Origin of the sequence: Psychroflexus torquis ATCC 700755, assembly GCF_000153485.2 — a bacterium.
Lineage (GTDB): Bacteria > Bacteroidota > Bacteroidia > Flavobacteriales > Flavobacteriaceae > Psychroflexus > Psychroflexus torquis.
In genome coordinates, this window is record NC_018721.1 from 3,832,765 (window position 1) to 3,856,290 (window position 23,526).

Annotated in this window: 13 protein-coding genes, 1 tRNA gene and 3 rRNA genes; 5 read left to right on the forward strand and 12 right to left on the reverse strand. The window is 36.4% G+C overall.

All coding sequences use genetic code 11. The features are described from left to right. Positions 1 to 16: 16 nt before the first annotated feature. From P700755_RS16475 to P700755_RS16490, 4 genes are all read right to left on the reverse strand, one after another. Positions 17 to 1,825 carry an acyl-CoA dehydrogenase family protein gene (locus tag P700755_RS16475; RefSeq protein WP_015025764.1) on the reverse strand — a complete coding sequence of 603 codons (1,809 nt, stop codon included), beginning with the start codon at positions 1,823 to 1,825 and terminating at the stop codon, positions 17 to 19. A gap of 430 nt (positions 1,826 to 2,255) precedes the next feature. After that, on the reverse strand, positions 2,256 to 3,443 hold the full coding sequence (locus P700755_RS16480; protein ID WP_015025765.1) for an acetyl-CoA C-acyltransferase: 1,188 nt from the start codon (positions 3,441 to 3,443) through the stop codon (positions 2,256 to 2,258). A 113-nt stretch (positions 3,444 to 3,556) separates the two neighbouring features. Further along, complete coding sequence (locus P700755_RS16485) at positions 3,557 to 5,962, reverse strand: 3-hydroxyacyl-CoA dehydrogenase/enoyl-CoA hydratase family protein (protein ID WP_015025766.1); 2,406 nt, start codon at positions 5,960 to 5,962, stop codon at positions 3,557 to 3,559. A 14-nt stretch (positions 5,963 to 5,976) separates the two neighbouring features. Next, on the reverse strand, positions 5,977 to 6,426 hold the full coding sequence (locus tag P700755_RS16490) for a MarR family winged helix-turn-helix transcriptional regulator (protein ID WP_015025767.1): 450 nt from the start codon (positions 6,424 to 6,426) through the stop codon (positions 5,977 to 5,979). Positions 6,427 to 7,023: 597 nt separating this feature from the next. Here P700755_RS16490 and P700755_RS16495 point away from each other — a divergent pair. The 4 genes from P700755_RS16495 (at position 7,024) to rrf (ending at position 12,084) form a co-directional block, all read left to right on the forward strand. Continuing rightward, positions 7,024 to 8,547: ribosomal RNA gene (locus tag P700755_RS16495) — 16S ribosomal RNA — on the forward strand. Between the two features lie 106 nt (positions 8,548 to 8,653). Next, positions 8,654 to 8,727 (forward strand) — tRNA-Ala (locus tag P700755_RS16500). A gap of 257 nt (positions 8,728 to 8,984) precedes the next feature. Then, positions 8,985 to 11,836, forward strand: a 23S ribosomal RNA gene (locus P700755_RS16505). A 138-nt stretch (positions 11,837 to 11,974) separates the two neighbouring features. After that, a 5S ribosomal RNA gene (gene rrf / locus P700755_RS16510) occupies positions 11,975 to 12,084 on the forward strand. Together the 16S, 23S and 5S rRNA genes with 1 tRNA gene alongside form the textbook arrangement of a ribosomal RNA operon. A gap of 76 nt (positions 12,085 to 12,160) precedes the next feature. Here the strand turns inward: rrf and P700755_RS16515 are convergent. Genes P700755_RS16515 through tsaD form a run of 6 tightly spaced genes read right to left on the reverse strand, consistent with a single transcriptional unit; the run spans position 12,161 to position 16,860 of the window. Beyond that, the gene (locus P700755_RS16515) at positions 12,161 to 13,369 is read right to left on the reverse strand and encodes a THUMP-like domain-containing protein (RefSeq protein ID WP_015025768.1); all 1,209 of its coding nucleotides are present in this window, start codon (positions 13,367 to 13,369) and stop codon (positions 12,161 to 12,163) included. Continuing rightward, the gene (locus tag P700755_RS16520; protein ID WP_015025769.1) at positions 13,344 to 13,859 is read right to left on the reverse strand and encodes a TrmH family RNA methyltransferase; all 516 of its coding nucleotides are present in this window, start codon (positions 13,857 to 13,859) and stop codon (positions 13,344 to 13,346) included. The genes P700755_RS16515 and P700755_RS16520 overlap by 26 nt, the downstream gene beginning before the upstream one ends. A 2-nt stretch (positions 13,860 to 13,861) precedes the next feature. Beyond that, positions 13,862 to 14,506, reverse strand: coding sequence for a DUF4159 domain-containing protein (locus tag P700755_RS16525; RefSeq protein ID WP_015025770.1), 645 nt, complete (start codon positions 14,504 to 14,506; stop codon positions 13,862 to 13,864). Continuing rightward, complete coding sequence (locus P700755_RS16530) at positions 14,503 to 15,204, reverse strand: 16S rRNA (uracil(1498)-N(3))-methyltransferase (RefSeq protein WP_015025771.1); 702 nt, start codon at positions 15,202 to 15,204, stop codon at positions 14,503 to 14,505. The genes P700755_RS16525 and P700755_RS16530 overlap by 4 nt, the downstream gene beginning before the upstream one ends. After that, positions 15,205 to 15,822: a peptidylprolyl isomerase gene (locus P700755_RS16535; protein WP_015025772.1), complete on the reverse strand. Its 618-nt coding sequence runs from the start codon at positions 15,820 to 15,822 to the stop codon at positions 15,205 to 15,207. It lies immediately after the preceding gene. A gap of 12 nt (positions 15,823 to 15,834) precedes the next feature. Further along, complete coding sequence (tsaD, locus tag P700755_RS16540) at positions 15,835 to 16,860, reverse strand: tRNA (adenosine(37)-N6)-threonylcarbamoyltransferase complex transferase subunit TsaD (RefSeq protein WP_015025773.1); 1,026 nt, start codon at positions 16,858 to 16,860, stop codon at positions 15,835 to 15,837. A gap of 93 nt (positions 16,861 to 16,953) precedes the next feature. On the opposite strand from tsaD, the gene P700755_RS16545 reads away from it, so the two are divergent. Continuing rightward, the gene (locus tag P700755_RS16545; RefSeq protein ID WP_015025774.1) at positions 16,954 to 21,420 is read left to right on the forward strand and encodes a translocation/assembly module TamB domain-containing protein; all 4,467 of its coding nucleotides are present in this window, start codon (positions 16,954 to 16,956) and stop codon (positions 21,418 to 21,420) included. Here P700755_RS16545 and P700755_RS16550 read toward each other — a convergent pair. Together P700755_RS16550 and P700755_RS16555 are read right to left on the reverse strand one after the other, a co-directional pair. Next, entirely contained in the window at positions 21,413 to 23,137 is a 1,725-nt protein-coding gene (locus P700755_RS16550; RefSeq protein WP_015025775.1) for a sodium:solute symporter family protein, read from the reverse strand. The two genes, P700755_RS16545 and P700755_RS16550, sit on opposite strands and share 8 nt — an antisense overlap. Before the next feature lie 4 nt (positions 23,138 to 23,141). Next, positions 23,142 to 23,525 (reverse strand): Rid family detoxifying hydrolase, encoded by a 384-nt coding sequence (locus P700755_RS16555; RefSeq protein ID WP_015025776.1) that lies wholly within the window; start codon positions 23,523 to 23,525, stop codon positions 23,142 to 23,144. Position 23,526: the final 1 nt, after the last annotated feature.

Below are 23,526 nucleotides of genomic sequence, written 5' to 3' on the forward strand. Positions count from 1 at the left end.
TAATTGAATGAGTTGTTTAAACTGCATACTTGTTATCTTCTATAATCCTATCAGCAATACTATTTCTAAGCTCAACGATATTTGGGTAGTTTTCATACTTCGTAAAACGTTTTAATCCCATAAGCATCATTTTTTGCTCATCACCTTCAGCAAAGGAGATAATACCTTCTTTAGCTTTTTCATTGATTTTATCAACAGCTTTATAAAGTCTTAATTTAGCTATAGCGATTTGAACTTTTTGAGAATCTTCACCATAACGCATTGCGTTCTTTTCTACTCTTAATATAGCTGATTCTGCCATATACGTTTCAATTAAGATATCGGCAGAAGCTAATAAGATCTGTTGATGTTGGTCTAATTCCTCTCCATACTTTTGAGCGGCACTTCCAGCAACCATTAAAAAAACTTTTTTCAATCTTTTAAGCATAGCTTTTTCTTCAGCAAGAAGCTGAGTATAATCTGGAGTTTCAAAGGATGGAATTCCAGTTAATTCATCAGCCACAGCTTTTGCTGGTCCTAATAAATCTACATGTCCTTTCATCGCTTTTTTTATGAGCATACCCACAGAAAGCATTCTGTTGATCTCATTGGTACCTTCATAGATTCTTGCTATTCTCGCATCCCTCCAAGCCGATTCCATAGGAGCGTCTGCAGAGAATCCCATACCTCCATAAATTTGAATCCCTTCATCTGTACATCTTTGAATGTCTTCAGAAACAGCAACTTTAAGGATAGAACATTCGATAGCAAACTCCTCTACACCTTTTAGCTCGGCTTCTTGATGTGAGCTTCCATTTTCCTTTCTTAGGTTAATTCTGTCTTCAATATTTTTTGAAGCTCTGTAGCTTGCAGCTTCATCTGCATAGATAGACATAGCCATTTCAGCTAATTTAGAACGAATAGCACCAAATTTTGAAATAGGGGTATTGAATTGCACCCTTACGTTAGCATATTCTACCGCTGCTGTTAAAACTCTACGCTGAGCATCTAAGCATGCAGCAGCAAGTTTAATTCTCCCAACGTTAAGTGAGTTCATAGCAATTTTGAAACCTCCATTACGTTCACCTAATAGATTTTCTGCTGGAACTGTAGTCTCGTTAAAAAAGACTTGGCGAGTAGAAGAGGAATGGATTCCTAATTTTTTCTCTTCATCACCCATGGAGATTCCATTTTCTAAATCTTTTTCTACAATAAAACCAGTGATATTTTTATCGTCTTCAATTCTAGCAAAAACAATAAATAAATCACAGAAGCCTGCATTAGAAATCCACATCTTCTGACCTGTGATTTTATAATGAGAACCATCTTCTGATAAGACAGCTTTAGTTTTTCCTGAATTAGCATCAGATCCTGCTCCTGGTTCAGTCAAACAATAAGCTCCAAACCACTCACCAGTAGCTAATCTTGGAACATACTTTTTCTTCTGCTCTTCAGTTCCATATAAAGTAATGGGTAAGGTTCCAATTCCTGTATGAGCACCAAATGCTGTAGCAACAGAACCTGTGGCACCTGAAATATAATCACAAACCAGCATCGTTGATACAAAATCCATTCCTAGACCGTCATATTCTTCGGGAACTGAGACGCCAAGAAATCCAAGCTCTCCAGCTTTTCTCATAATTTCTTTCGTCAAATTGTAATTCTTCTTCTCGAATTCTTCCTTTTTAGGCCATATTTCTCTATCAACAAATTCCTTTACAGAATCTCTCATCATCTTTTGCTCATCAGAAAAATCTTCTGGAGTGAAGACATCTTCAGCTTTTGTCTCTTTCACGATGAATTGACCACCACGGATCATGTCATCAATTTTTTCTTTTGTTTCCATTTTTTAATTTTTTTTTTAATTTCAAGTAATCAGTATCAAGTATTAATTTATTTAGGTGATTTAGAAATGATAAGTATGTATATCATATTCTAAATTCATTATTTTATTTCAGTGACTTCATTTTGATTTTCAATTTAAAAAGGTCTTGGATTAAAACGAATTGAGTTTATAATTCAAAACACAAGCCTCGACTGATATTCAAAAAATTACACAGTCTTTATCAGTAAGTCTTTCAGCACATTCCCCACTTTTTGAAACTGTAGACACTATAGAGTGTTTTACTTAATTTATTATTCCTTATTTATCTTCGTTAGGTAAGTGATCTGAAAATTTAAAAACAGCTTTTGTTAATTAGATGGTTTTTTGCAAAACTTTTAAATTTTTGTAATCATGTATAATCTAGTTTTTACTGACTACTCATTATTTATTGCTAAAAAACTTCATAAATTCCAGCAGCACCTTGTCCTGTACCTATACACATGGATACCATAGAATATTTGTTTTTTAAATTTCTTTTTTTCATTTCATCAAAAATTTGGACAGATAATTTAGCTCCTGTGCAACCTAATGGATGCCCTAAAGCAATGGCACCACCATTAACATTGAGAATATCTTTATTGATACCCAATTCCCTGATGACAGCTAAAGACTGGGACGCAAAAGCTTCGTTAAGTTCTATAAGCTCCATATCTTCCAATTTTAAACCGGCTTGTTTCAAAGCTTTAGGTATAGCTTTTACAGGACCTATTCCCATGATCCTTGGTTCAACACCTACAGTGGCGTAACTCACCATTCTAGCGACTGGTTCAAGATTTAATTCTTTAACCATGTCTTCGCTCATTACCATTACAAAAGCTGCACCATCACTCATTTGAGAAGAATTCCCAGCGGTAACACTTCCTCCTTCTTCAAACACAGGTCTTAATCTGTTTAGAACCTCTTCAGAAGTATCTGCTCTTGGACCCTGATCTTGATCTACAGTGTATGTTTTAGATTGTTTTTTCTCATTAGAATCTACAAAGATGTCTTCAACTTCTATAGGTACGATCTGATCTTTAAAGCGGTTATTTTGTTGAGCTTTTACCGCTTTTTGATGGGATTGGTAAGCAAATTCATTTTGATCTTTTGCGTTAATTTTATATTTTTCTGCAACAGCTTCTGCTGTTAATCCCATTCCCCAATAGTAACTTTCATTTCCAGCTTTAGCCGTTTCATAATTGGGTACTGGTTTATAACCTCCCATAGGGAGATAACTCATGCTTTCTGCACCACCTGCTATAATACAATCTGCCATCCCACTTTGTATCTTGGCTGATGCCATGGCTATAGTTTCAATTCCAGAGGCACAATATCGATTGACAGTTACTCCAGGTACTTCCTCAGTTTTTAAACCCATAAGAGAAACTAATCTCCCCATATTTAGACCTTGCTCTGCTTCTGGCATAGCATTACCAACCATGACATCATCTATTCTAGACTTATCAAATTCGGGTAATTGCTTCATCATATATTCTATGGTTTCAGCGGCTAGATCATCTGGTCTTTTAAAGCGGAACACTCCTTTAGGAGCTTTCCCTACTGCAGTTCTATATCCTTTTACTATATATGCTGTTTTCATTTTCGTATCCCTAACCCTTTCCGTAGGAAAGGGGATTTTAGTGGGTATTTTTTTAGTTAATATTTAAAACTTAATCTCTTCAGGTCTTCCCTTTGAGAAGATTTAGATGGTTTTTAGTTTCTCAAGGGTTTACCCTTTTTAATCATATGTTGTAAACGCTCTAAGGTTTTTCTCTCGCCACATAGCGATAAGAAAGCTTCACGTTCTAGATCTAAAAGATACTGTTCAGAAACATAATTAGCTTCAGAGAGATCTCCTCCAGACATGACGTAAGCCAATTTTTTTGCGATTTTGTGATCATGCTCACTGATATATTTTCCAGCTTTCATTTGGTCTGTTCCAACCAAGAAGGCTCCTAGTGCTTGTCTACCAAGAACTTTAATATCATTGGTTTTAACTGGTTGAGTATATCCATTTTGAGCGATGAGTCTTGCTTGTTCTTTAGCGACAGCCAATTGGCGATCTCTACTTACAACAACTATATCTTTTCCTTTTTCAAGAATATTTAGATCATAAGCTTCGTGTGCAGATTTGGCAACTTTAGCCATTCCTATGGTCAAGAAATTTTCACGAAGTCTATTCAGTTCTACATCATCTTTCTGAAAAGTCATAGCAGCTCTTCGGGTCATCTCTTTAGAACCTCCACCGCCTGGAATTACTCCTACGCCAAATTCAACTAATCCAATATAAGTTTCAGCGTGAGCTACAACCTTATCTGCGTGCATGGATAATTCACATCCACCTCCAAGTGCCATTTGATGGGGCGCTGCTACCGTTGGTATAGAAGAATAGCGCATCCTCATCATAGTGTCCTGAAAATATTTAATGGCCGCATTTAACTCTTCATACTCTTGTTCTACAGCAAGCATGAAGATCATTCCTATGTTTGCTCCCACTGAGAAATTATCACCGGTATTCGAAATAACAACTCCATCATATTCTTTCTCTGCAATATCCATAGCAGCGTTTATACCATTAAGCACATCACCACCTATAGAATTCATTTTACTTCGGAATTCAATGTTTAGAATTCCATCGCCAAGATCTTGAGCAACTAAATCTTTATTACTGAAAACCTCATGACTTTCTCTAATATTATCAAGGATGATAAAAGCATCTTGACCAGGAATCTTCTGATGAGATTTTTGATCTACATCATAAAAATAAGTTTTACCTGATTTAATGCTATAAAATGATTTTTGATTTGATTCTGAAAGGGTATGTATCCAATCAGCAACCTCAAAGCCCTCATCTTTCATCAATTGAATTCCTTTGTCTAAGCCAATAGCATCCCAGATATGAAAAGGACCATGCTGCCAGCCAAATCCAGCCTTCATAGCATCGTCTATTTTATATAAGGTATCCGTGATTTCTGGGATTCTATTTTGAACATAAGCGAATAAGGCGGCGAAATTTTTCCTATAAAACTCCCCAGCTTTGTCCTTACCCTCAATTAAGACAGGAAATCTGTCTACAACAGCATCAATCGATTTCGTTTTTTCTAAAGTATCAAACTTGGCAGATTTTCTGTCCCGATACTCTAAGGTTTCCAAGTCCAAAGATTTAATATCGCTAGAGCCATCACCATTTTTTACTTTTTTATAGAAACCCTGACCTGTTTTGCTACCCAACCATTTATGCTCCATCATTTTTTCGATGAAACTTGGTAGTTTAAATAAGTCGTGCCGCTCATCTTTAGGAACGTTATCATATAAACCATTAGCAACATGAACCAATGTGTCTAAACCAACAACATCTACAGTTCTAAACGTTGCGGATTTAGGCCTTCCAATAACTGGTCCAGTAAGTTTATCGACCTCTTCAATTGTCATATCCATATCTTTAACCATATGAAATAGACTCATAATACTAAAAATACCAACTCGATTACCAATAAATGCAGGAGTGTCCTTGGCAACAACTGTTCTTTTTCCAAGAAACTTTTCACCATATTCATTTAAAAATTCCAACACTTCTTTTGAAGTATCTGGTCCCGGAATGATCTCAAGTAACTTGAGGTATCTTGGTGGATTAAAAAAGTGAGTACCACAGAAGTGTTTTTTAAAATCGTCACTTCTACCTTTAGTCATAAACTTGATAGGAATACCAGATGTGTTTGAAGAAATTAAAGTGCCGGGTGTTCTATGTTTTTCAAGGTTTTCAAAAACTTGTTGTTTGATGTCTAGTCTTTCAACAACAACCTCAATAATCCAATCTGCATCTTTAATTTTTGAAATATGGTCTTCTAGGTTACCAGTTTCAATTCTCTTTGCAAAATCTCTATGGTAGATAGGGGAGGGGTTAGACTTAAGTGACGTTTGCAAGGCATCATTCACAATTCTATTCCTAACACTTGGATCTTTTAAAGTTTTACCTTGTTTTTCTTCCTTCTCAGTGAGTTCGCGAGGAACAATGTCCATTAGAAGGACTTCAACACCAATGTTTGCGAAATGGCAAGCTATACCACTACCCATAATGCCTGAACCAATCACTGCGACTTTTTTGATTCTTCTTTTCATGTACGTTTTTAAATTTATGATTGTTTATTATTGATGAAAATCATTTTTTCTGAAATGAGTTCATTGATCTTATCAGTCACCTTTATAAAGGTGTTTAAATCTTCTTCTGAAATATTGTTCTTTATGGCTTCATTAAATGAAAGGACTACATACTTAGAAAATTTCCTCATCTCTACTCCAAATTCTGTGAGATGTATTAGAACACTCCTGCCATCGTTTGGATTTTTTTCTCTTGTGATCAATCCTTTTGTTTCCATAGTCTTCAGTGTTCTAGACAAACTAGTAGATTCAACTCCCATTTTAGGTCCTAAAGCAGTTGACGGAGTACCACTGTCAGGATCTATGCTTAGTAAAGCAAAACCTGTAGCCATGCTACTCCCTTTTTTATTGGCTTCCTCATTATACATTTTAGTCACAGCTATCCAAGTTGACCTTAATATGTAATCAATCGTTTTTTCTTTCATAATTAATTGTAGATACCAAATATAGATAAATTTATTATGCACGCATAGTATATTCATCAATTTCTATGAACTTTTTAATTAAGTAATAACTTTTCTTTTGTCATAACATAAAGGGAAAGAGTCCTTTACCACCGCATAGAATTTTAATGCAAAGAAATCGCATTATTGATTAGGATAGAAGGGAAAAAAGGTTGTAGTTTTGCACTCCGCTAAACGAGGTGTAAGAGACACACAGAGGCTTAGAGTAATACAGATTGGGTTATAGGGTTTGTAGAATAGAGTTTGTAGAATAGAGTTTGATTTGGTTTATTAAAGTTCTTTAAAATAAAGTTTAATTTTTTCTTCAAAACGGCTTGCTAGGTTAATAATTAGTATTAGTTTTGCAATCGCTTAGAGAAGCATACGAGTTTAAGATCATTTGGATATGATTTAAACAACAAGAATTAAAAGTTCATTGACATATTGAATTGACAATACAGGTAAGAGATTACTTGTAGAATTAGAAACATTAAGATTATACTCTAATATTAGAGTTGATTCCTGAGAATAAGATGTAAGAGTCGAATTTAAGAAAAGCGTTAAGATATATAAGATTTAACGATGAAGAGTTTGATCCTGGCTCAGGATGAACGCTAGCGGCAGGCTTAACACATGCAAGTCGAGGGGTAACATTGTAGCTTGCTACAGATGACGACCGGCGCACGGGTGCGTAACGCGTATACAATCTACCTATTACTAAGAGATAGCCCAGAGAAATTTGGATTAATATTTTATAGTATTATCGATTGGCATCAATTGATAATTAAAGATTACGGTAATAGATGAGTATGCGTCCTATTAGCTTGATGGTAAGGTAACGGCTTACCATGGCTACGATAGGTAGGGGTCCTGAGAGGGAGATCCCCCACACTGGTACTGAGACACGGACCAGACTCCTACGGGAGGCAGCAGTGAGGAATATTGGACAATGGGAGCAATCCTGATCCAGCCATGCCGCGTGCAGGAAGACTGCCCTATGGGTTGTAAACTGCTTTTATACAGGAAGAAAAAGGTTCACGTGTGAACTGTTGACGGTACTGTAGGAATAAGGATCGGCTAACTCCGTGCCAGCAGCCGCGGTAATACGGAGGATCCAAGCGTTATCCGGAATCATTGGGTTTAAAGGGTCCGTAGGCGGGACAATCAGTCAGTGGTGAAAGTTTGCGGCTCAACCGTAAAATTGCCATTGATACTGTTGTTCTTGAGTGCTTGTGAAGTGGTTAGAATGAGTAGTGTAGCGGTGAAATGCATAGATATTACTCAGAATACCGATTGCGAAGGCAGATCACTAACAATTCACTGACGCTGATGGACGAAAGCGTAGGTAGCGAACAGGATTAGATACCCTGGTAGTCTACGCCGTAAACGATGGTTACTAGCTGTTCGGACTAATTGCGGTCTGAGTGGCTAAGCGAAAGTGATAAGTAACCCACCTGGGGAGTACGTTCGCAAGAATGAAACTCAAAGGAATTGACGGGGGCCCGCACAAGCGGTGGAGCATGTGGTTTAATTCGATGATACGCGAGGAACCTTACCAGGGCTTAAATGCAGTTTGACAGGGGTGGAAACATCTTTTTCTTCGGACAAATTGCAAGGTGCTGCATGGTTGTCGTCAGCTCGTGCCGTGAGGTGTCAGGTTAAGTCCTATAACGAGCGCAACCCCTTTGTTTAGTTACCAGCATGTAAAGATGGGGACTCTAGACATACTGCCAGTGTAAACTGTGAGGAAGGTGGGGATGACGTCAAATCATCACGGCCCTTACGTCCTGGGCTACACACGTGCTACAATGGTAGGGACAGAGAGCAGCCACTGGGTGACCAGGAGCGAATCTACAAACCCTATCACAGTTCGGATCGCAGTCTGCAACTCGACTGCGTGAAGCTGGAATCGCTAGTAATCGCATATCAGCCATGATGCGGTGAATACGTTCCCGGGCCTTGTACACACCGCCCGTCAAGCCATGGAAGCTGGGGGTACCTGAAGTCGGTCGCCGCAGGGAGCCGCCTAGGGTAAAACTAGTAACTGGGGCTAAGTCGTAACAAGGTAGCCGTACCGGAAGGTGCGGCTGGAATACCTCCTTTTTTAGAGTATTGCATTTGATAAAATGTAATAGATGCTTTTTTAAAGGGAATCATTAAGGCTTTAGTAGTAAAGTTGCTTTTGATGTTTCTAGTTGTCAATTTAATAGGGGAATTAGCTCAGCTGGCTAGAGCGCCTGCCTTGCACGTAGGAGGTCATCGGTTCGACTCCGATATTCTCCACAAAAAGTGGAATGAAGATGACTTAGGTCATCAGTTCCCCCGAAGCATCGGGGCGATATTCTCCACTAAATTCCCTCGAAAGTTGGAATTTTTATAAGACTATTATTAGTCTTATAGATTTATTCGGTTAAACCTGAATACAAAAAGTTCATTGACATATTGAAGATATATAAGAATACGAGAGTAAGAAAATTATTACTTCTTTTAATTAAGGAGTAAGAGTACTTTAGAGTAAAATAAATAAATAATTATCGAATAGATAAGCTTATTAAGGGCGTATGGGGGATGCCTAGGCTCTCAGAGGCGACGAAGGACGTGACAAGCTGCGAAAAGCTGCGGGGATTAGCACATATGAATTGATCCGCAGATATCCGAATGGGGCAACCCACTATACTGAAGGTATAGTATTCCGCAAGGAAAGCGAACCCGGTGAACTGAAACATCTAATTAGCCGGAGGAAGAGAAAACAATAGTGATTTTGCTAGTAGCGGCGAGCGAACGTGAAACAGCCCAAACCAATACTGTTACGGCAGTACTGGGGTTGTAGGACTACGATATCGTCATTAATAATGAACCCGAATACTTTGGAAAGAGTGTCCATAGAAGGTGACAGGCCTGTAGGGGTAAGATATTAATGATGTAGTAGTATCCTGAGTAGTGCGGGGCACGAGAAACCTTGCATGAATCAGCCGGGACCATCCGGTAAGGCTAAATACTACTGAGAGACCGATAGTGAACCAGTACCGTGAGGGAAAGGTGAAAAGAACCTTGAATAAAGGAGTGAAATAGACCCTGAAACCATACGCTTACAAGCGGTCGGAGTCTTCAATTTATTGGGGATGACGGCGTGCCTTTTGCATAATGAGCCTACGAGTTACCACCGTTAGCAAGGATAAATAATTCAGTTATGGATCCGCAGCGAAAGCGAGTCTGAATAGGGCGACTAAGTTAGCTGTGGTAGACGCGAAACCGTGTGATCTACCCTTGGGCAGGTTGAAGCTGTGGTAACACATAGTGGAGGACCGAACCCGTTGACGTTGAAAAGTCTTGGGATGACCTGAGGGTAGGGGTGAAAGGCCAATCAAACTCGGAAATAGCTCGTACTCCCCGAAATGCATTTAGGTGCAGCGATTAAATAGTTTTATAGAGGTAGAGCTACTGATTGGATGCGGGGGCTTCACCGCCTACCAATTCCTGACAAACTCCGAATGCTATAAAATGTTTTTAATCAGTGAGGGCATGGGTGCTAAGGTCCATGTCCGAGAGGGAAAGAACCCAGAGCATCAGCTAAGGTCCCAAAATATATACTAAGTTGAACAAACGCGGTCAGACTGCTTAGACAGCTAGGATGTTGGCTTGGAAGCAGCCATTCATTTAAAGAGTGCGTAACAGCTCACTAGTCGAGCGGTCAGGCATGGATAATAATCGGGCATAAGTATATTACCGAAGCTATGCTCTTACAATTAGATTTGTGAGAGGTAGGGGAGCATTCTAAACAGCGCAGAAGGTGTACTGTAAGGTATGCTGGAGCGTTTAGAAAAGAAAATGTAGGCATAAGTAACGATAATGCGGGCGAGAAACCCGCACACCGAAAGACCAAGGATTCCTCAGCTATGCTAATCAGCTGAGGGTTAGTCGGGGCCTAAGGCGAACCCGAAAGGGGTAGTCGATGGACAAGCAGTTAATATTCTGCTACCTGCTTTAAATTAAACGAGACGGAGAAGGAAATCTAGTGCGTGCAGACGGAATTGCACGTTGAATCTACTGTAAGGTAGAGATAGTACACCAAAGCTACGGTGGCGGTGATAATCTAGAGGCCGTTCTTCCAAGAAAATCAATTAAAGCAGCCCGTACCGTAAACCGACACAGGTAGTTGGGATGAGAAATCTAAGGTGCTCGAGAGATTCATGGCTAAGGAACTAGGCAAAATGGGCCCGTAACTTCGGGAGAAGGGTCGCCCTCACTTTTGAGTGAGGGCCGCAGTGAAGAGGTCCAGGCGACTGTTTATCAAAAACACAGGGCTCTGCTAAATCGAGAGATGCAGTATAGGGCCTGACACCTGCCCGGTGCTGGAAGGTTAAGAGGAGATGTTAGCTTTGCGGCGAAGCATTGAATTGAAGCCCCAGTAAACGGCGGCCGTAACTATAACGGTCCTAAGGTAGCGAAATTCCTTGTCGGGTAAGTTCCGACCTGCACGAATGGTGCAACGATCTGGACACTGTCTCAGCCATGACCTCGGTGAAATTGTAGTATCGGTGAAGATGCCGATTACCCGCTGTGGGACGAAAAGACCCCGTGAACCTTTACTATAGCTTAATATTGACTTTGGATAAGTGATGTGTAGGATAGGTGGGAGACATTGAAGCGGCCTCGCTAGGGGCAGTGGAGTCATTGTTGAAATACCACCCTTTACTTGTTTGAAGCCTAACCCCGACTTAAGTTGGGGGACATTATTTGGTGGGTAGTTTGACTGGGGTGGTCGCCTCCAAAAGAGTAACGGAGGCTTCTAAAGGTTCCCTCAGCACGCTTGGTAACCGTGCGTAGAGTGCAATGGCATAAGGGAGCTTGACTGAGAGACCTACAAGTCGATCAGGTACGAAAGTAGAGCATAGTGATCCGGTAGTTCCGCATGGAAGGGCTATCGCTCAAAGGATAAAAGGTACTCCGGGGATAACAGGCTGATCTCCCCCAAGAGCTCACATCGACGGGGGGGTTTGGCACCTCGATGTCGGCTCGTCACATCCTGGGGCTGGAGAAGGTCCCAAGGGTTGGGCTGTTCGCCCATTAAAGTGGCACGCGAGCTGGGTTCAGAACGTCGTGAGACAGTTCGGTCTCTATCTACAGTGGGCGTTAGAAATTTGCGTGGATCTGACTCTAGTACGAGAGGACCGAGTTGGACAAACCTCTGGTGTATCTGTTGTTCCGCCAGGAGCATAGCAGAGTAGCTACGTTTGGAAGGGATAAGCGCTGAAAGCATATAAGCGCGAAACCCACCACAAGATGAGATTTCTTTAAAGGATCCCCAAAGACGATGGGGTTGATAGGTCACAGGTGTAAAGGCAGTAATGTCATAGCCAAGTGATACTAATTATCCATATAGCTTATCTATGAGACGATTATTAGTTTATTTTATCCTTACTTAAGATCTTGTTATATATCTTTAACTATGTCACGATATTAGAATTCCCGCAACAGCTGGAACTACTTATAAAGGTGATTGAGACGTACTCAATTAACTTTAATGATTTAAGGTGGTTATAGCAACGGGGCTCACCTCTTCCCATTCCGAACAGAGAAGTTAAGCCCGTTTGCGCCGATGGTACTGCATACTTGTGGAAGAGTAGGTCGCCGCCTTCTTATACTAAACCCTTCATTACTTAACGTAATGAAGGGTTTTTTTTTGTTTATTAAAGTTTATGTTTGAAACAAAAAATTATAATACTATTCTTGTTGCTTCTATAACTCTATTTCCTTCAATTGTCTTAGCAAAAATTAAATAGTCGCTTTTACCTCCAATAGTACACTTAAGTTTCTTTTGCAGTTCATCTGTATTTAGCTGGAAGTTTTTACTTATCAGATTGATTTGGTAACCTTTAATGGCCTTTTTTATTTTTTTGTAGTTAATCGGCTCAACGGACTTCACCTTATAAATCTTGCCAGGAATACTTAAAATCTTTTTATCTGACGTATATAGATTTGTGTGCTGCTCTAATTTCTTCAAGTCATACCTAATTCCAATCAAATCGTTTAAACCTGATTTCATAATCCCTGAATCAAGCTCGTATAAGTATTGACAACAGGTGGTTAATTTTATTCTTACTAACTGTTCTTCATTTTCGTCTATAGAAGTATATGAATATCTTTTTTTTGTTTGATAGTTATAAATTTTTATAGTCTTCGAATTTTGTTTCCTCCAATCTATAATCCACAGTAATTCTTTAACCTCATTTTTTACTGAAATAATATGTATTTCTTTAACTCCTTTTAATTCCTTATATCCCATATCTATATCATACATAGGAGATGTCTTTAGCATAAATCTTTCTGACTTCCTTTCTATTATCTCTAAATGTTCAATAATGTTAGGAAGTGAGTCCTTTAATTGAAATACTTTTGTCTTTTCATTTCTTCTGGATGGATCTATATAAATCCAATTATAGATTTGACTGTTTTTCTGTAAAAAGTCGATTGAGTCTTCATTCTTTATTTCAAAATTGTCGATACCAAAAGCTTTAATATTATGTTTGACTACTCTACATAACTCAGAATTTAGTTCTGTATATAATAAGGAGATGACTTTTTTTGAAAAATAATATGAATCTATGCCAAAACCACCAGTCATGTCTAGTAGAGTTTGACAAGAGACAAGTTTGGATTTATGTAAAGCGGTAATTTCTGAAGATGTTTGCTCTAAATTAAGCTTTGAAGGATAAATAACTTTCTCATTCTTATACCAATGAGGAAGTTTTTTTTTCGCTTTTTCTTTTCCAATTATTTGATTTATAATATCTTTAATATCAATATGTTTAAATGGACTTCCCTTAAGTATCAAATCAGGAATCGATTTATTGACATTTTTTTCTATGAACTTATTGACCTCAGGTCTAGTAAGTTTTTCAAATCTGTTCTCTTCTGATTTCATAAAGAGCTATTCCTAGGGTTTGAGCAACATTTAAGCTCGAGTTTGTACCAAACATTTTAATATGATAACTTCTATCCAATCTATTAAGAGTTTCGCTATTTATACCTAATTTTTCATTCCCCAGTACAAGGAGAATTTTACTTTTTAAGCCTTTTTTAAATGACGAAAGATTTTCACTATTTTTTGTAATTTCAATTCCAATTGTTGTCCCTTCAAAAGTATCAAGTATACTTGCTTCATCTTCATAAAAATGAATATTTAAATTGAACTCCGCAGATCTTGAAGTTCTCTTCAAACGGTTACTTTTAAGATAGCTTCTATTGGCTTCATGTATCCATATATTCACAATACCAAAAGCTTCAGAATTTCTGAAAACACTCCCAAGATTAGCTGGACTGTCTAATCTCTCTAATAATACATTGATCTCACTACAACCCCTTTCTTTAGCATTGAAATTTGTTTCACTATGTGTTAATTGTCTATCAGGCATATTTAATATAGAAAAGCATATTTAATAATATTAGCTCCCATTTTTAACGCATTTAAACGACTATTTTCAGGATCATTATGAACTGACGAATCTTCCCATCCATTTCCTAAATCACTTTCATAGGTAAATAAAACCATCAACCTTTCATTATCATCTTCAATCCCAAAAGCCTGTGGAGGGTTTCCATCGTGTTCATGAATTTTGGGCAATCCATTTTCAAAAATAAATCTAGTTGAAAAAATTGGATGATTGGAAGATAATTCCTTTAATTCTCTATTTGGAAATACTTTTTTTATCGCTTTTCTGAAATAGGGAGATAACCCATAATTATCATCGGCATGGAGAAAACCACCACTTAATAAATAAAGTCTTAAATTTTGAGCAGCTTCATCTGTAAAAAAGATATTTCCATGCCCTGTTAAATGCACAAAAGGATAATTAAATAATTCTGGGTCCTCTGGTTTTACCTCTTTGATGTTTTCGTTAATGTTAGTATCAGTATTTGAATTTACAAACTTAACTAGGTTTGGCAAAGATGTAGGGTTGCTATACCAATCGCCTCCACCATCATATTTCAATAAAGCTATATCCTGAGGATAGATAGTTATAGAAAAAAATATAAACATGAAATAGGTTATAAATTTCATAATGATCTCATTAGATTTACGGTATGGCAGGCTACAATTCCAGCCGTTTCAGTTCTTAATCTTGCCTCAGACAAAGAAATGGGAAGAAATTCATGTTTAATTGCTTTTTTTATTTCATCTATAGAAAAATCTCCTTCTGGGCCTATTAAAATTAAGTTATCTCTATTTACTGTTCCAGATAATTTTTCTTTTGTGTCATCTTCACAATGTGCAATCATTTTCTTCGAGTCACTATCTGATTTCATTAAATCGTTAAAAGAAATCATTGGGTTTAATAGTGGCAACCTATATTTTAAAGACTGTTTCATGGCTGTTTGAAGGACTTTTTCATAACGATCTGCTTTAATTTTTCTTCTTTCGCTATGATCACATAACAAGGGTGTTATTTCATCAATTCCAATTTCAGTGGCCTTTTCTAAAAACCATTCAAATCTGTCATTGGCTTTAGTAGGTGCGATAGCTATATGAATTCGAAAATTAGGTTTTTTTTCCTCAATAATGGTTTTTACCTCTACTTTACATTTTTTAGGGTGATTGCTTATTAAAATTCCTTCAGCGCAAATTCCTAAACCATTAGTTAAATATATACTCTCTCCAATTGACTTTCTTAAAACTTTTGAAATATGTCGGCTTTCCATTTCATTTATAGAAATACTGGTAGCTGAGGAATCAAAATTTGGTTCGTAGAAAAGTTGCATTTACAGAGGTGTTTCCAAGACTAGAATTTCTTCTATGAGTATGGGTGAATAACTTTTTAATATGAGGTAGTACCAATTTTCAGATATTAGATCGACTTTAAAAGTTTCGTTAGCTACTCGCCTACTTGACAAGGCTGCATCTTGAAAGTCCTGGGGAGTACTTCTTTTTTTAAACCATCCAGAATCACCTCCTACATTTTTACGCATGTCCATAGAATACATTTGCGCTAAAGTTGGGAAGCTATATGTTTTGTTCATTTGAAGTATTTTATCTCTTTGTTTCTCAATATCTTCATAGTCTAGTTGACTCCCATCGAAGAAAATATAATTAAGCCTATAATGCTCCACATCTACCTTTTTAAGAACTTTGAGTTTTTTTTTATTAGCTTTCTTAAGCTTAATAGATTGTCCAACTTTTAAATTGAATAGCTTGCTGGCTAACCTAGAGTTATGCTTTTCTTTATTAAATATAGATAGATTTCCTTCTGATTTATAGTCTGCGATTTCTTTCTCTGATAATCCAAAGTCGTCAAAAACAGTAAGGTTATGTTGGAATAAATTATTTTGAGCATTTAATTGAAATATTGCAACAATTAAAAACAGAACTAGTACTTTCATAATACTTAATTTTTAAATGGTATACCTTGCCTTGGAAGCCGACGATAAATTAGCGAATTCATTATTCTGATACTTTAAGTATCCTACAATTCCTATCATTGCTGCATTATCTGTGCAAAACTCAAATTTTGGGATAAAAACAGACCAGTTGTCCGTCGTTTGTTTTTTGACTAGAGCTTCACGTATTCCTGAATTGGCAGAGACTCCTCCTCCAATAGCAACTTGATGTATCCCAGTTTCTTTAACAGCTTTCTCGAGTTTTGAAATTAAAATATCCACAACTCTGAATTGAAAAGAAGCACAAAGATCTTCAATATTGTTTTCTATAAAAGCAGGGTCTTCTTTTACTTGTTTTTGCAAAAAATAGAGTACGGAGGTCTTTAATCCACTAAAACTGAAGTCTAAGCCCTTTACCTTTGGTTTAGCAAATTTGAATGTATTTGGATCTCCATGTTTTGAAATTCTATCAATTTCTGATCCAGCAGGGTAGGGGAGTTTGAACATTTTACCACATTTATCAAAAGCCTCACCAACCGCATCGTCTAGAGTCTCACCAAGAACCTCCATATCGAAATAGCTTTTCACCCTTACAATTTGTGTATGTCCACCACTAATAGTGACACCTAAAAATGGAAATTCAGGAGGTATTGGATGTGTATCTGCAATAAAATGAACTAGCAAATGTGCTTGCATGTGGTTTACCTCTATCAAAGGAATATCCAATCCAAGACTTAAAGATTTTGCAAAAGAGCTTCCTACCAATAGTGACCCCATTAAACCAGGGCCCCTCGTAAAAGCAATTGCAGACAGCATATTTTTCGTTATTCCTGCACCCTTTAAAGCCTGGTCTACTACTGGAACAATATGTTGCTGATGTGCTCGAGAAGCTAGCTCTGGGACTACACCTCCATATTTTTTATGAACATCTTGTGTAGCTACAATATTGCTAAGGACTTTATCGTTACAAAAAACAGCCGCTGATGTATCGTCGCAAGAAGATTCTATGCCTAACACATATGTTTTTTTTGAATCTGGCATGATTTAGTTCCTATTATCAAATTAGTCTAGCAAATCTAAATAAATTTGTGGCTTTCTAAAGAGCATTTAGGATTAGTATTTGATATATATTTGATGAAAAATATAGATTTAAGAGTGTTTAAAACGATTTGGAATTTTATAAAAAAATTATTTACAGCAATTATTCTTTTGCTATTACTTTTAGTTTTAATTTTTTTAATCCCACAAATACAGTCTTATTACGCTACAAAATTAACCACTTCCTTCAACGAGTCTTACAACACCGACCTTTCCATTAAGTCTTTAAAGATTAATTACAAGGGTAACCTCGTTTTAAACGACCTATTGTTGAGGGACGACTATGACGATACTATTATTTATGCTAAGACTTTATCCACATCATTGATAAATATTGCTGGATTTTCTGACAGCAATATTCATTTTTCAAACACTGAATTTGATCATCTTAAATTTAAAATAAAACAATATAAAAATGAAGATGATCATGAATTTTCTAAATTTCTAGAAAAATTAAATGATAGTACATCTTCTTCAGATCAACCTTTTCAACTTAAAATTAATAGAGTTCTCGCTTACAATGGAGAATTTGTCGTCGAAAATGAAAATATAAGTAGCAGTCCTACTTTTTCTATTCAAAAATTAGATTTTAATCTCTCCAATTTTAGACTCTATGGACCTAAATTTAATCTCAACTTGAGGCGGATGTCTGGTATTTTAAAACAAGGGATTGTTGTTGAAGATTTTAGTACTGTTTTTGAATATACTCCTAGTCAAATGGACTTTCAAAATCTAAGCTTAGATACCCCATATTCACATATAGAAGGGGAGCTTCAATTTGATTATAAGAGAGAGGATTTAAAATATTTTTTTGATGAAGTAAACTTACAGGCAGCTTTTAATAATTCTACTCTATCAAGTACAGATCTAAGACGGTTTTATGATGGCTTTGGCTATGGACATCAAATCTCTTTTAAAGGAAATGCCAACGGACAACTCAATAATCTCAATCTAGAATCTCTAAGATTAAAGGGGTTAACACAGACAAGTTTTTTTGGCAGTCTTAAGTTGATAAACTCTTTTGGTGATGCTCCCTTTGCATTACATTCTTCTTCCATTGATTTGACAACGACTTATTTGGATTTGATAGAATTACTGCCTGAGGATTTAAAATCAAAATTACCAGACTATTTTGAGAAACTAGGTAAAACCCACTTGTTAGGTGAAATAGATTTATCAAAAAATAAACTAAGCACTATCCTAAAAGTAAATACAGAGATAGGAAAGGCCTCCATAAATTTAAACTTTGATGACTATCAAGATCCAAATACAGTAAAATATGCAGGTTTCGTTGATGTATTAGGTTTTAATCTAGCCTCTTTTTTTGATACAAACTCTTTAGGTAGAACCTCTTTTAATCTAAATGTTAACGGATCTGGATTTACAAAAGAGTCCCTTAATACACTCGCTTTAGGAAAAATTAATTCTATAGTTGTTAATAATTATAATTACAAAAATATAAAGCTGAGCGGCAACTTAAAAGCACCTTATTTCAATGGTAACCTAGAAAGTCTAGATCCAAATTTTCAATTCGCGTTTGAAGGTCTGTTAGATGCTTCAGGTGAAGAAAATATATTTGATTTTAATGCAGATATTAACTACGCAGATCTTTATGCCTTAAGCATTGTGAAAAGAGATACAGTTGCTGATTTTAAAGGTAGCCTCAATGTAAACCTAAAAGGTAATTCCATAGATGAGCTTAAAGGTGAGCTCAGATTTAAATTTTTTGAATATAAAAATCAATTAGATAGTTTTCAATTCGAAGAACTTACAGTTGCATCCTCATTTCAAAAAAATCAACAAACAATAACCATAGATAGTCCAGATGTTATCAGTGGAAAATTAGTTGGTGATTTTAAATTAACAAAGTTGCCAGAGCTCTTTTCTGAGGCTATTGAGAATCTGTATTTCAAAAGTAAAAACGATCCATCTAAAAATTATCAATATGTCGATTTTGATATTGAAATTTACAATAAAATTGTTGAAGTCTTTTTCCCTGATATTAAAGTGTCTGCAAATACCTTTATAAATGGCTCAATTGATGCTAGTGAAAACGACTTTTCTTTAAATTTTAGGTCCCCTTTAATAGGGGTTTATGGCAATAGTTTTGAAAACATAAACATCCAAATAGACACTAATAATCCTTTATATAATTCCTATATTGAGATTGAAAATATATTGACTTCATATTATGATATCAATGATTTCAACATGATTAATGTGAATTTAAAAGATACATTATTTGTAAGAACAGAATTTAAAGGAGGTCAATTTCAAAAGGACAACTATAATCTTAGTATCTACCAAACTTTAGATAGCGATAATAAAACAACCTTTGGTTTTAAGCGATCTAGTATAGTTTTTAATGATAACCTTTGGTTTATTAATAAAGAATCTAATAAAAAAAATAAAGTTGAAATAGAAAGGGGATTTAAAAATTTCAATATCGATTCTATTTCAGTATCGAGTGGAAAACAGGCGATGCTTTTAAATGGGATTTTAAAAGACTCTACCTTCAAGGACCTAAACTTTAAATTTGAAGATGTTGAATTGGCAGATATTATTCCAAAACAAGACAGTATAACTTTTGAGGGTACTGTAGATGGAATTTTAGACATCTATCAAAAAGATAATATTTATAGTCCAAACCTAGATCTGACTATTGATAAATTCAAATTTAACTCCATTCCTTATGGACAATTCTTGTTGAAGGCTAATGGAAATAAAGACTTGAGTTCTTTTGATATTGTTTCTAAACTCCAATTGCAAGATGAGTCTTTGTTCAAAGCTGAAGGTTCAATTTTTACAGTAGAAAATAATCAATATTTCGATGTAGACTTAAATTTCAATAAACTTGATCTGCAATCGTTTGATGTTTTTGGAAAAGAAGTGATCTCAAACATTAGAGGTCTTGCACTAGGAGAAGTAGAGGTGAGTGGTAAAATTCAGAATCCTTTTTTCAATGGAGAGTTAAGGTTAAATAAAGCTGGGATGAAAGTTCCATATTTAAATGTAGACTTTGACTTTGATGATAATTCCAAAATCATATTTGATAATAAAGAGTTTATCTTCGATGACATTCGGCTTACAGATGTAAAGTATAAAACTAAGGGTATCTTAAGCGGTAAAATCGCAAATCGTGAATTTAAAAATTGGAATCTCGATCTAAATATTTCTTCTGATAATTTGGTTGTTCTTGATACCGATATCAAGAGAGGTGATTTATATTACGGGACTGCATTTATAGATGGTAACGCTTCTATTAGCGGGCCTTTGGACGAAATAGAAATAAATGTACAGGCAAAAACACAAAAAAATACGGTGTTTAAAATACCGCTAGATGATTCAGAATCTTTAGGAGATAATTCCTTCATTTATTTTTTGAGCTTGGAAGACAAACTCTCCAAAGAAGCTGGTCGAGAAATACAATTGAAAGAGGTTAAGGGTTTAAGTCTTAATTTTGATTTGGATATAACCAGAGACGCTGAAGTTGAAATCGTAGTCGACCCTGCTAATGGGAGCAGTTTAAAAGGAAGAGGAGCAGGAACTTTGCTCATTGAGATTAATACTAATGGGAAGTTCAAGATGTATGGTGATTTTGTGGCTTACGAAGGAGAATATAATTTTAAATACTCAGGGTTGGTTCAAAAACGCTTTGAAGTTGTTCCGGGTTCAAACTTAACTTGGAATGGAGATCCTGTTCGTGCCAATTTAGATGTTCAGGCTAAATATGTGACGGAAGCAAATCCAGCAATTCTACTTGAAAACCCAACAGTGAATCGTGAAATCCCCGTGGAGGTTATTATCAATCTTGGAGGTCAAATTGTTCAACCAAATATTGAGTTTAGCTTAAATTATCCCAATTTATCTTCTGTTGTTAAAAGTGAGTTGGAATATCGAGTACAAGGCAGAGAAAATACTGAATTACAAGCTTTGTCTTTAGTTACTCAAGGTACTTTTTACAGTCAGGCAGGACTTGGGCAAAATGCTATTACAGGGAACCTTATTGAGCGAGCTTCAGGAATTGTGGATGATATTATCTCAGAAGAAGACAACAAATTTAAATTGGGGCTTAATTACCAACAAAACGATAGAAGTCTTACCCAAAATAATTTGGCAGATAGAGTAGGCCTTTCCTTGAGAACTAAAATCACGGATAGAGTTTTAATCAGTGGTAGATTTGGTGTTCCTGTGGGAGGAGTTTCAGAATCTGTAGTTTTTGGAGATGCTGAAATCAACTTTTTGTTGAATGAAACTGGTAGTTTACGTGCCAACGTTTTTAATAGAGAAAGTGATATTCAGTTTATAGGGGAGGAGCTAGGGTATACTCAAGGTATTGAGCTTAGTTATACCGTAGATTTCAATAGTTTTAAGGAATTGATCAATAAAATTTTGGACGAAGACTACGAGAAAAGGAAAAAAAGTAAAATCAGTAATAAGGATAGTCAAGCTATCGAATTGCCTTCCTATATTAAATTCCCTTCAAATAGACCTTCTAATTGATTATTCGTTTCCAGTTTGCAATCAATATTCCTGTAGATAATAAGCATATACTTGAGGCGATGGTAAATAATAAAAAATCGCTGTAGATAAAGTATCCTGTTGCGAAAAGAACTGCATAAACTCCGCAAACTCCACACGCAAATCCAATAAATTTATATTTGAAGTTTTTATATTTATTAGAACCATCAAAAACCCTTTCTTCAAAAGCTTTTATTGTACTCTCGTCAGTTGGTTTTGTAAGAAGACTTACTAAGACCCAAACAATAGTAGTCACTACAACTCCAAATATAAGCTCAACGTAAGGTTCTATGTCCCATAGAGCATAAGATCTACCAATAAAGAAAACAGCAGCAATTATAAACGAAGACAGCATTGCTGCAATTTCACTATACGGGTTTATTCTGTTCCAAAACCATCTTAAAATAAAAAGTAAACCAGTGCCAGCTCCAATTTGGAGTAATAGGTCAAAAGCCTGTTTTGCTTCTTCCAAAACAAGTGCTAATAGTGCAGAGCAAATCATCATGACCAATGTAGAGAGTCGTCCTACTAAGACTTTATTAAATTCTGAAGCTTCGGGTTTTAAGAATCTTACGTAGAAGTCGTTTACTACATAGCTGCTTCCCCAGTTTAGGTGAGTTGAAATCGTACTCATGAATGCAGCAATTAAAGAAGTGACCACAAGTCCCAAGAGACCGGGCGGCAGATACGATAGCATTGCTGCATAAGCCAAATCATTTTTGATGTAATTTTCATCGAGATTCGGAAACGCAGCGGCCAGACTTGAAAGATCTGGAAAAATGACGAGAGAAGCAAGGCCAATTATAATCCATGGCCAAGGTCTTACAGCGTAGTGAACTACAGTAAAGAGCAAAGTCGCCAAAGTGGCATGCTTTGTATTCTTGGCCGCCAACATCCTTTGCACGATATAGCCACCGCCACCAGGTTCTGCGCCAGGGTACCAAACGCTCCACCATTGTACTGCGAGAGGAACAATAAGAATTGGGATATAAACTTCTGGATTAGAAAAATCTGGAAACAAAGAGGTTTTGCTTTGAACTTCAGGAATTGAAAGTAATTGGTCAATTCCGCCAATTTCTGGCATTTGAACAATATATAGGGTAGCCCAAATACTTCCAGTAATAGCTATCGCAAATTGAACAAAATCTGTAAGAATAACCCCTTTGAGACCTCCAAGCATGGAGTATAGGACAGTTATTGAACAAGACACCACCAAGGATTCAACAGCAGAAAAGTCGAACATAACATGTCCAATTTTTATCGCTGCTAAACAGACAGTAGCCATGATGACAATATTGAAGAAGACGCCTAGATAGATGGCCCTGAACCCTCTTAAGAATGCAGCACTTTTTCCACTATATCTAAGTTCATAAAACTCTAGGTCGGTAGTGATTTCACTTTTTCGCCAAAGTTTTGAATAAAAAAATACGGTTAGCATACCTGTTAATAGAAAACTCCACCACACCCAATTGCCATAAACTCCGTCGTTTCTAACTATACCAGCGACTAAGCCAGGAGTATCTGCTGCAAAGGTTGTAGCCACCATTGAAATACCTAACAACCACCACGGCATATTTCTACCAGAAAGGAAAAAGTTTTTAGCACTTTTCCCACTTTTTTTGGAAACATAGACACCGATCCCTAAGCTTATCACAAAAAAAGCAATAATAATACTCCAGTCTACAAAGCTTAGTAACATAGTTTTATTTATTAGACGCGATAAAACTTATCTCCACATTAGCATTTTTAGGTAATTTGGCAACTTGAATGGTTTCTCTTGCTGGAGCTGTTTCTTCATTGAAATAGCTGCCGTATATGTGATTAATTTTTGAAAAATCATCCATATTGGATATAAAAATGGAAGCTTTTATAACATGATTGAAATCCATTTTTGCTGCTTTCAAAATAGCTTCGAGACTTTTCATAACACGGTGGGTTTCTATGTCAATAGAATCAAATTGGGTTTCTCCTGTCTCCGGATCAATTGCAATCTGTCCAGATGTATATAAGAATCCGTTGATGAGAACAGCTTGATTATAAGGTCCAATTGGAGCTGCTGCATGTTTTGTTTTAATAATTTCTTTCATA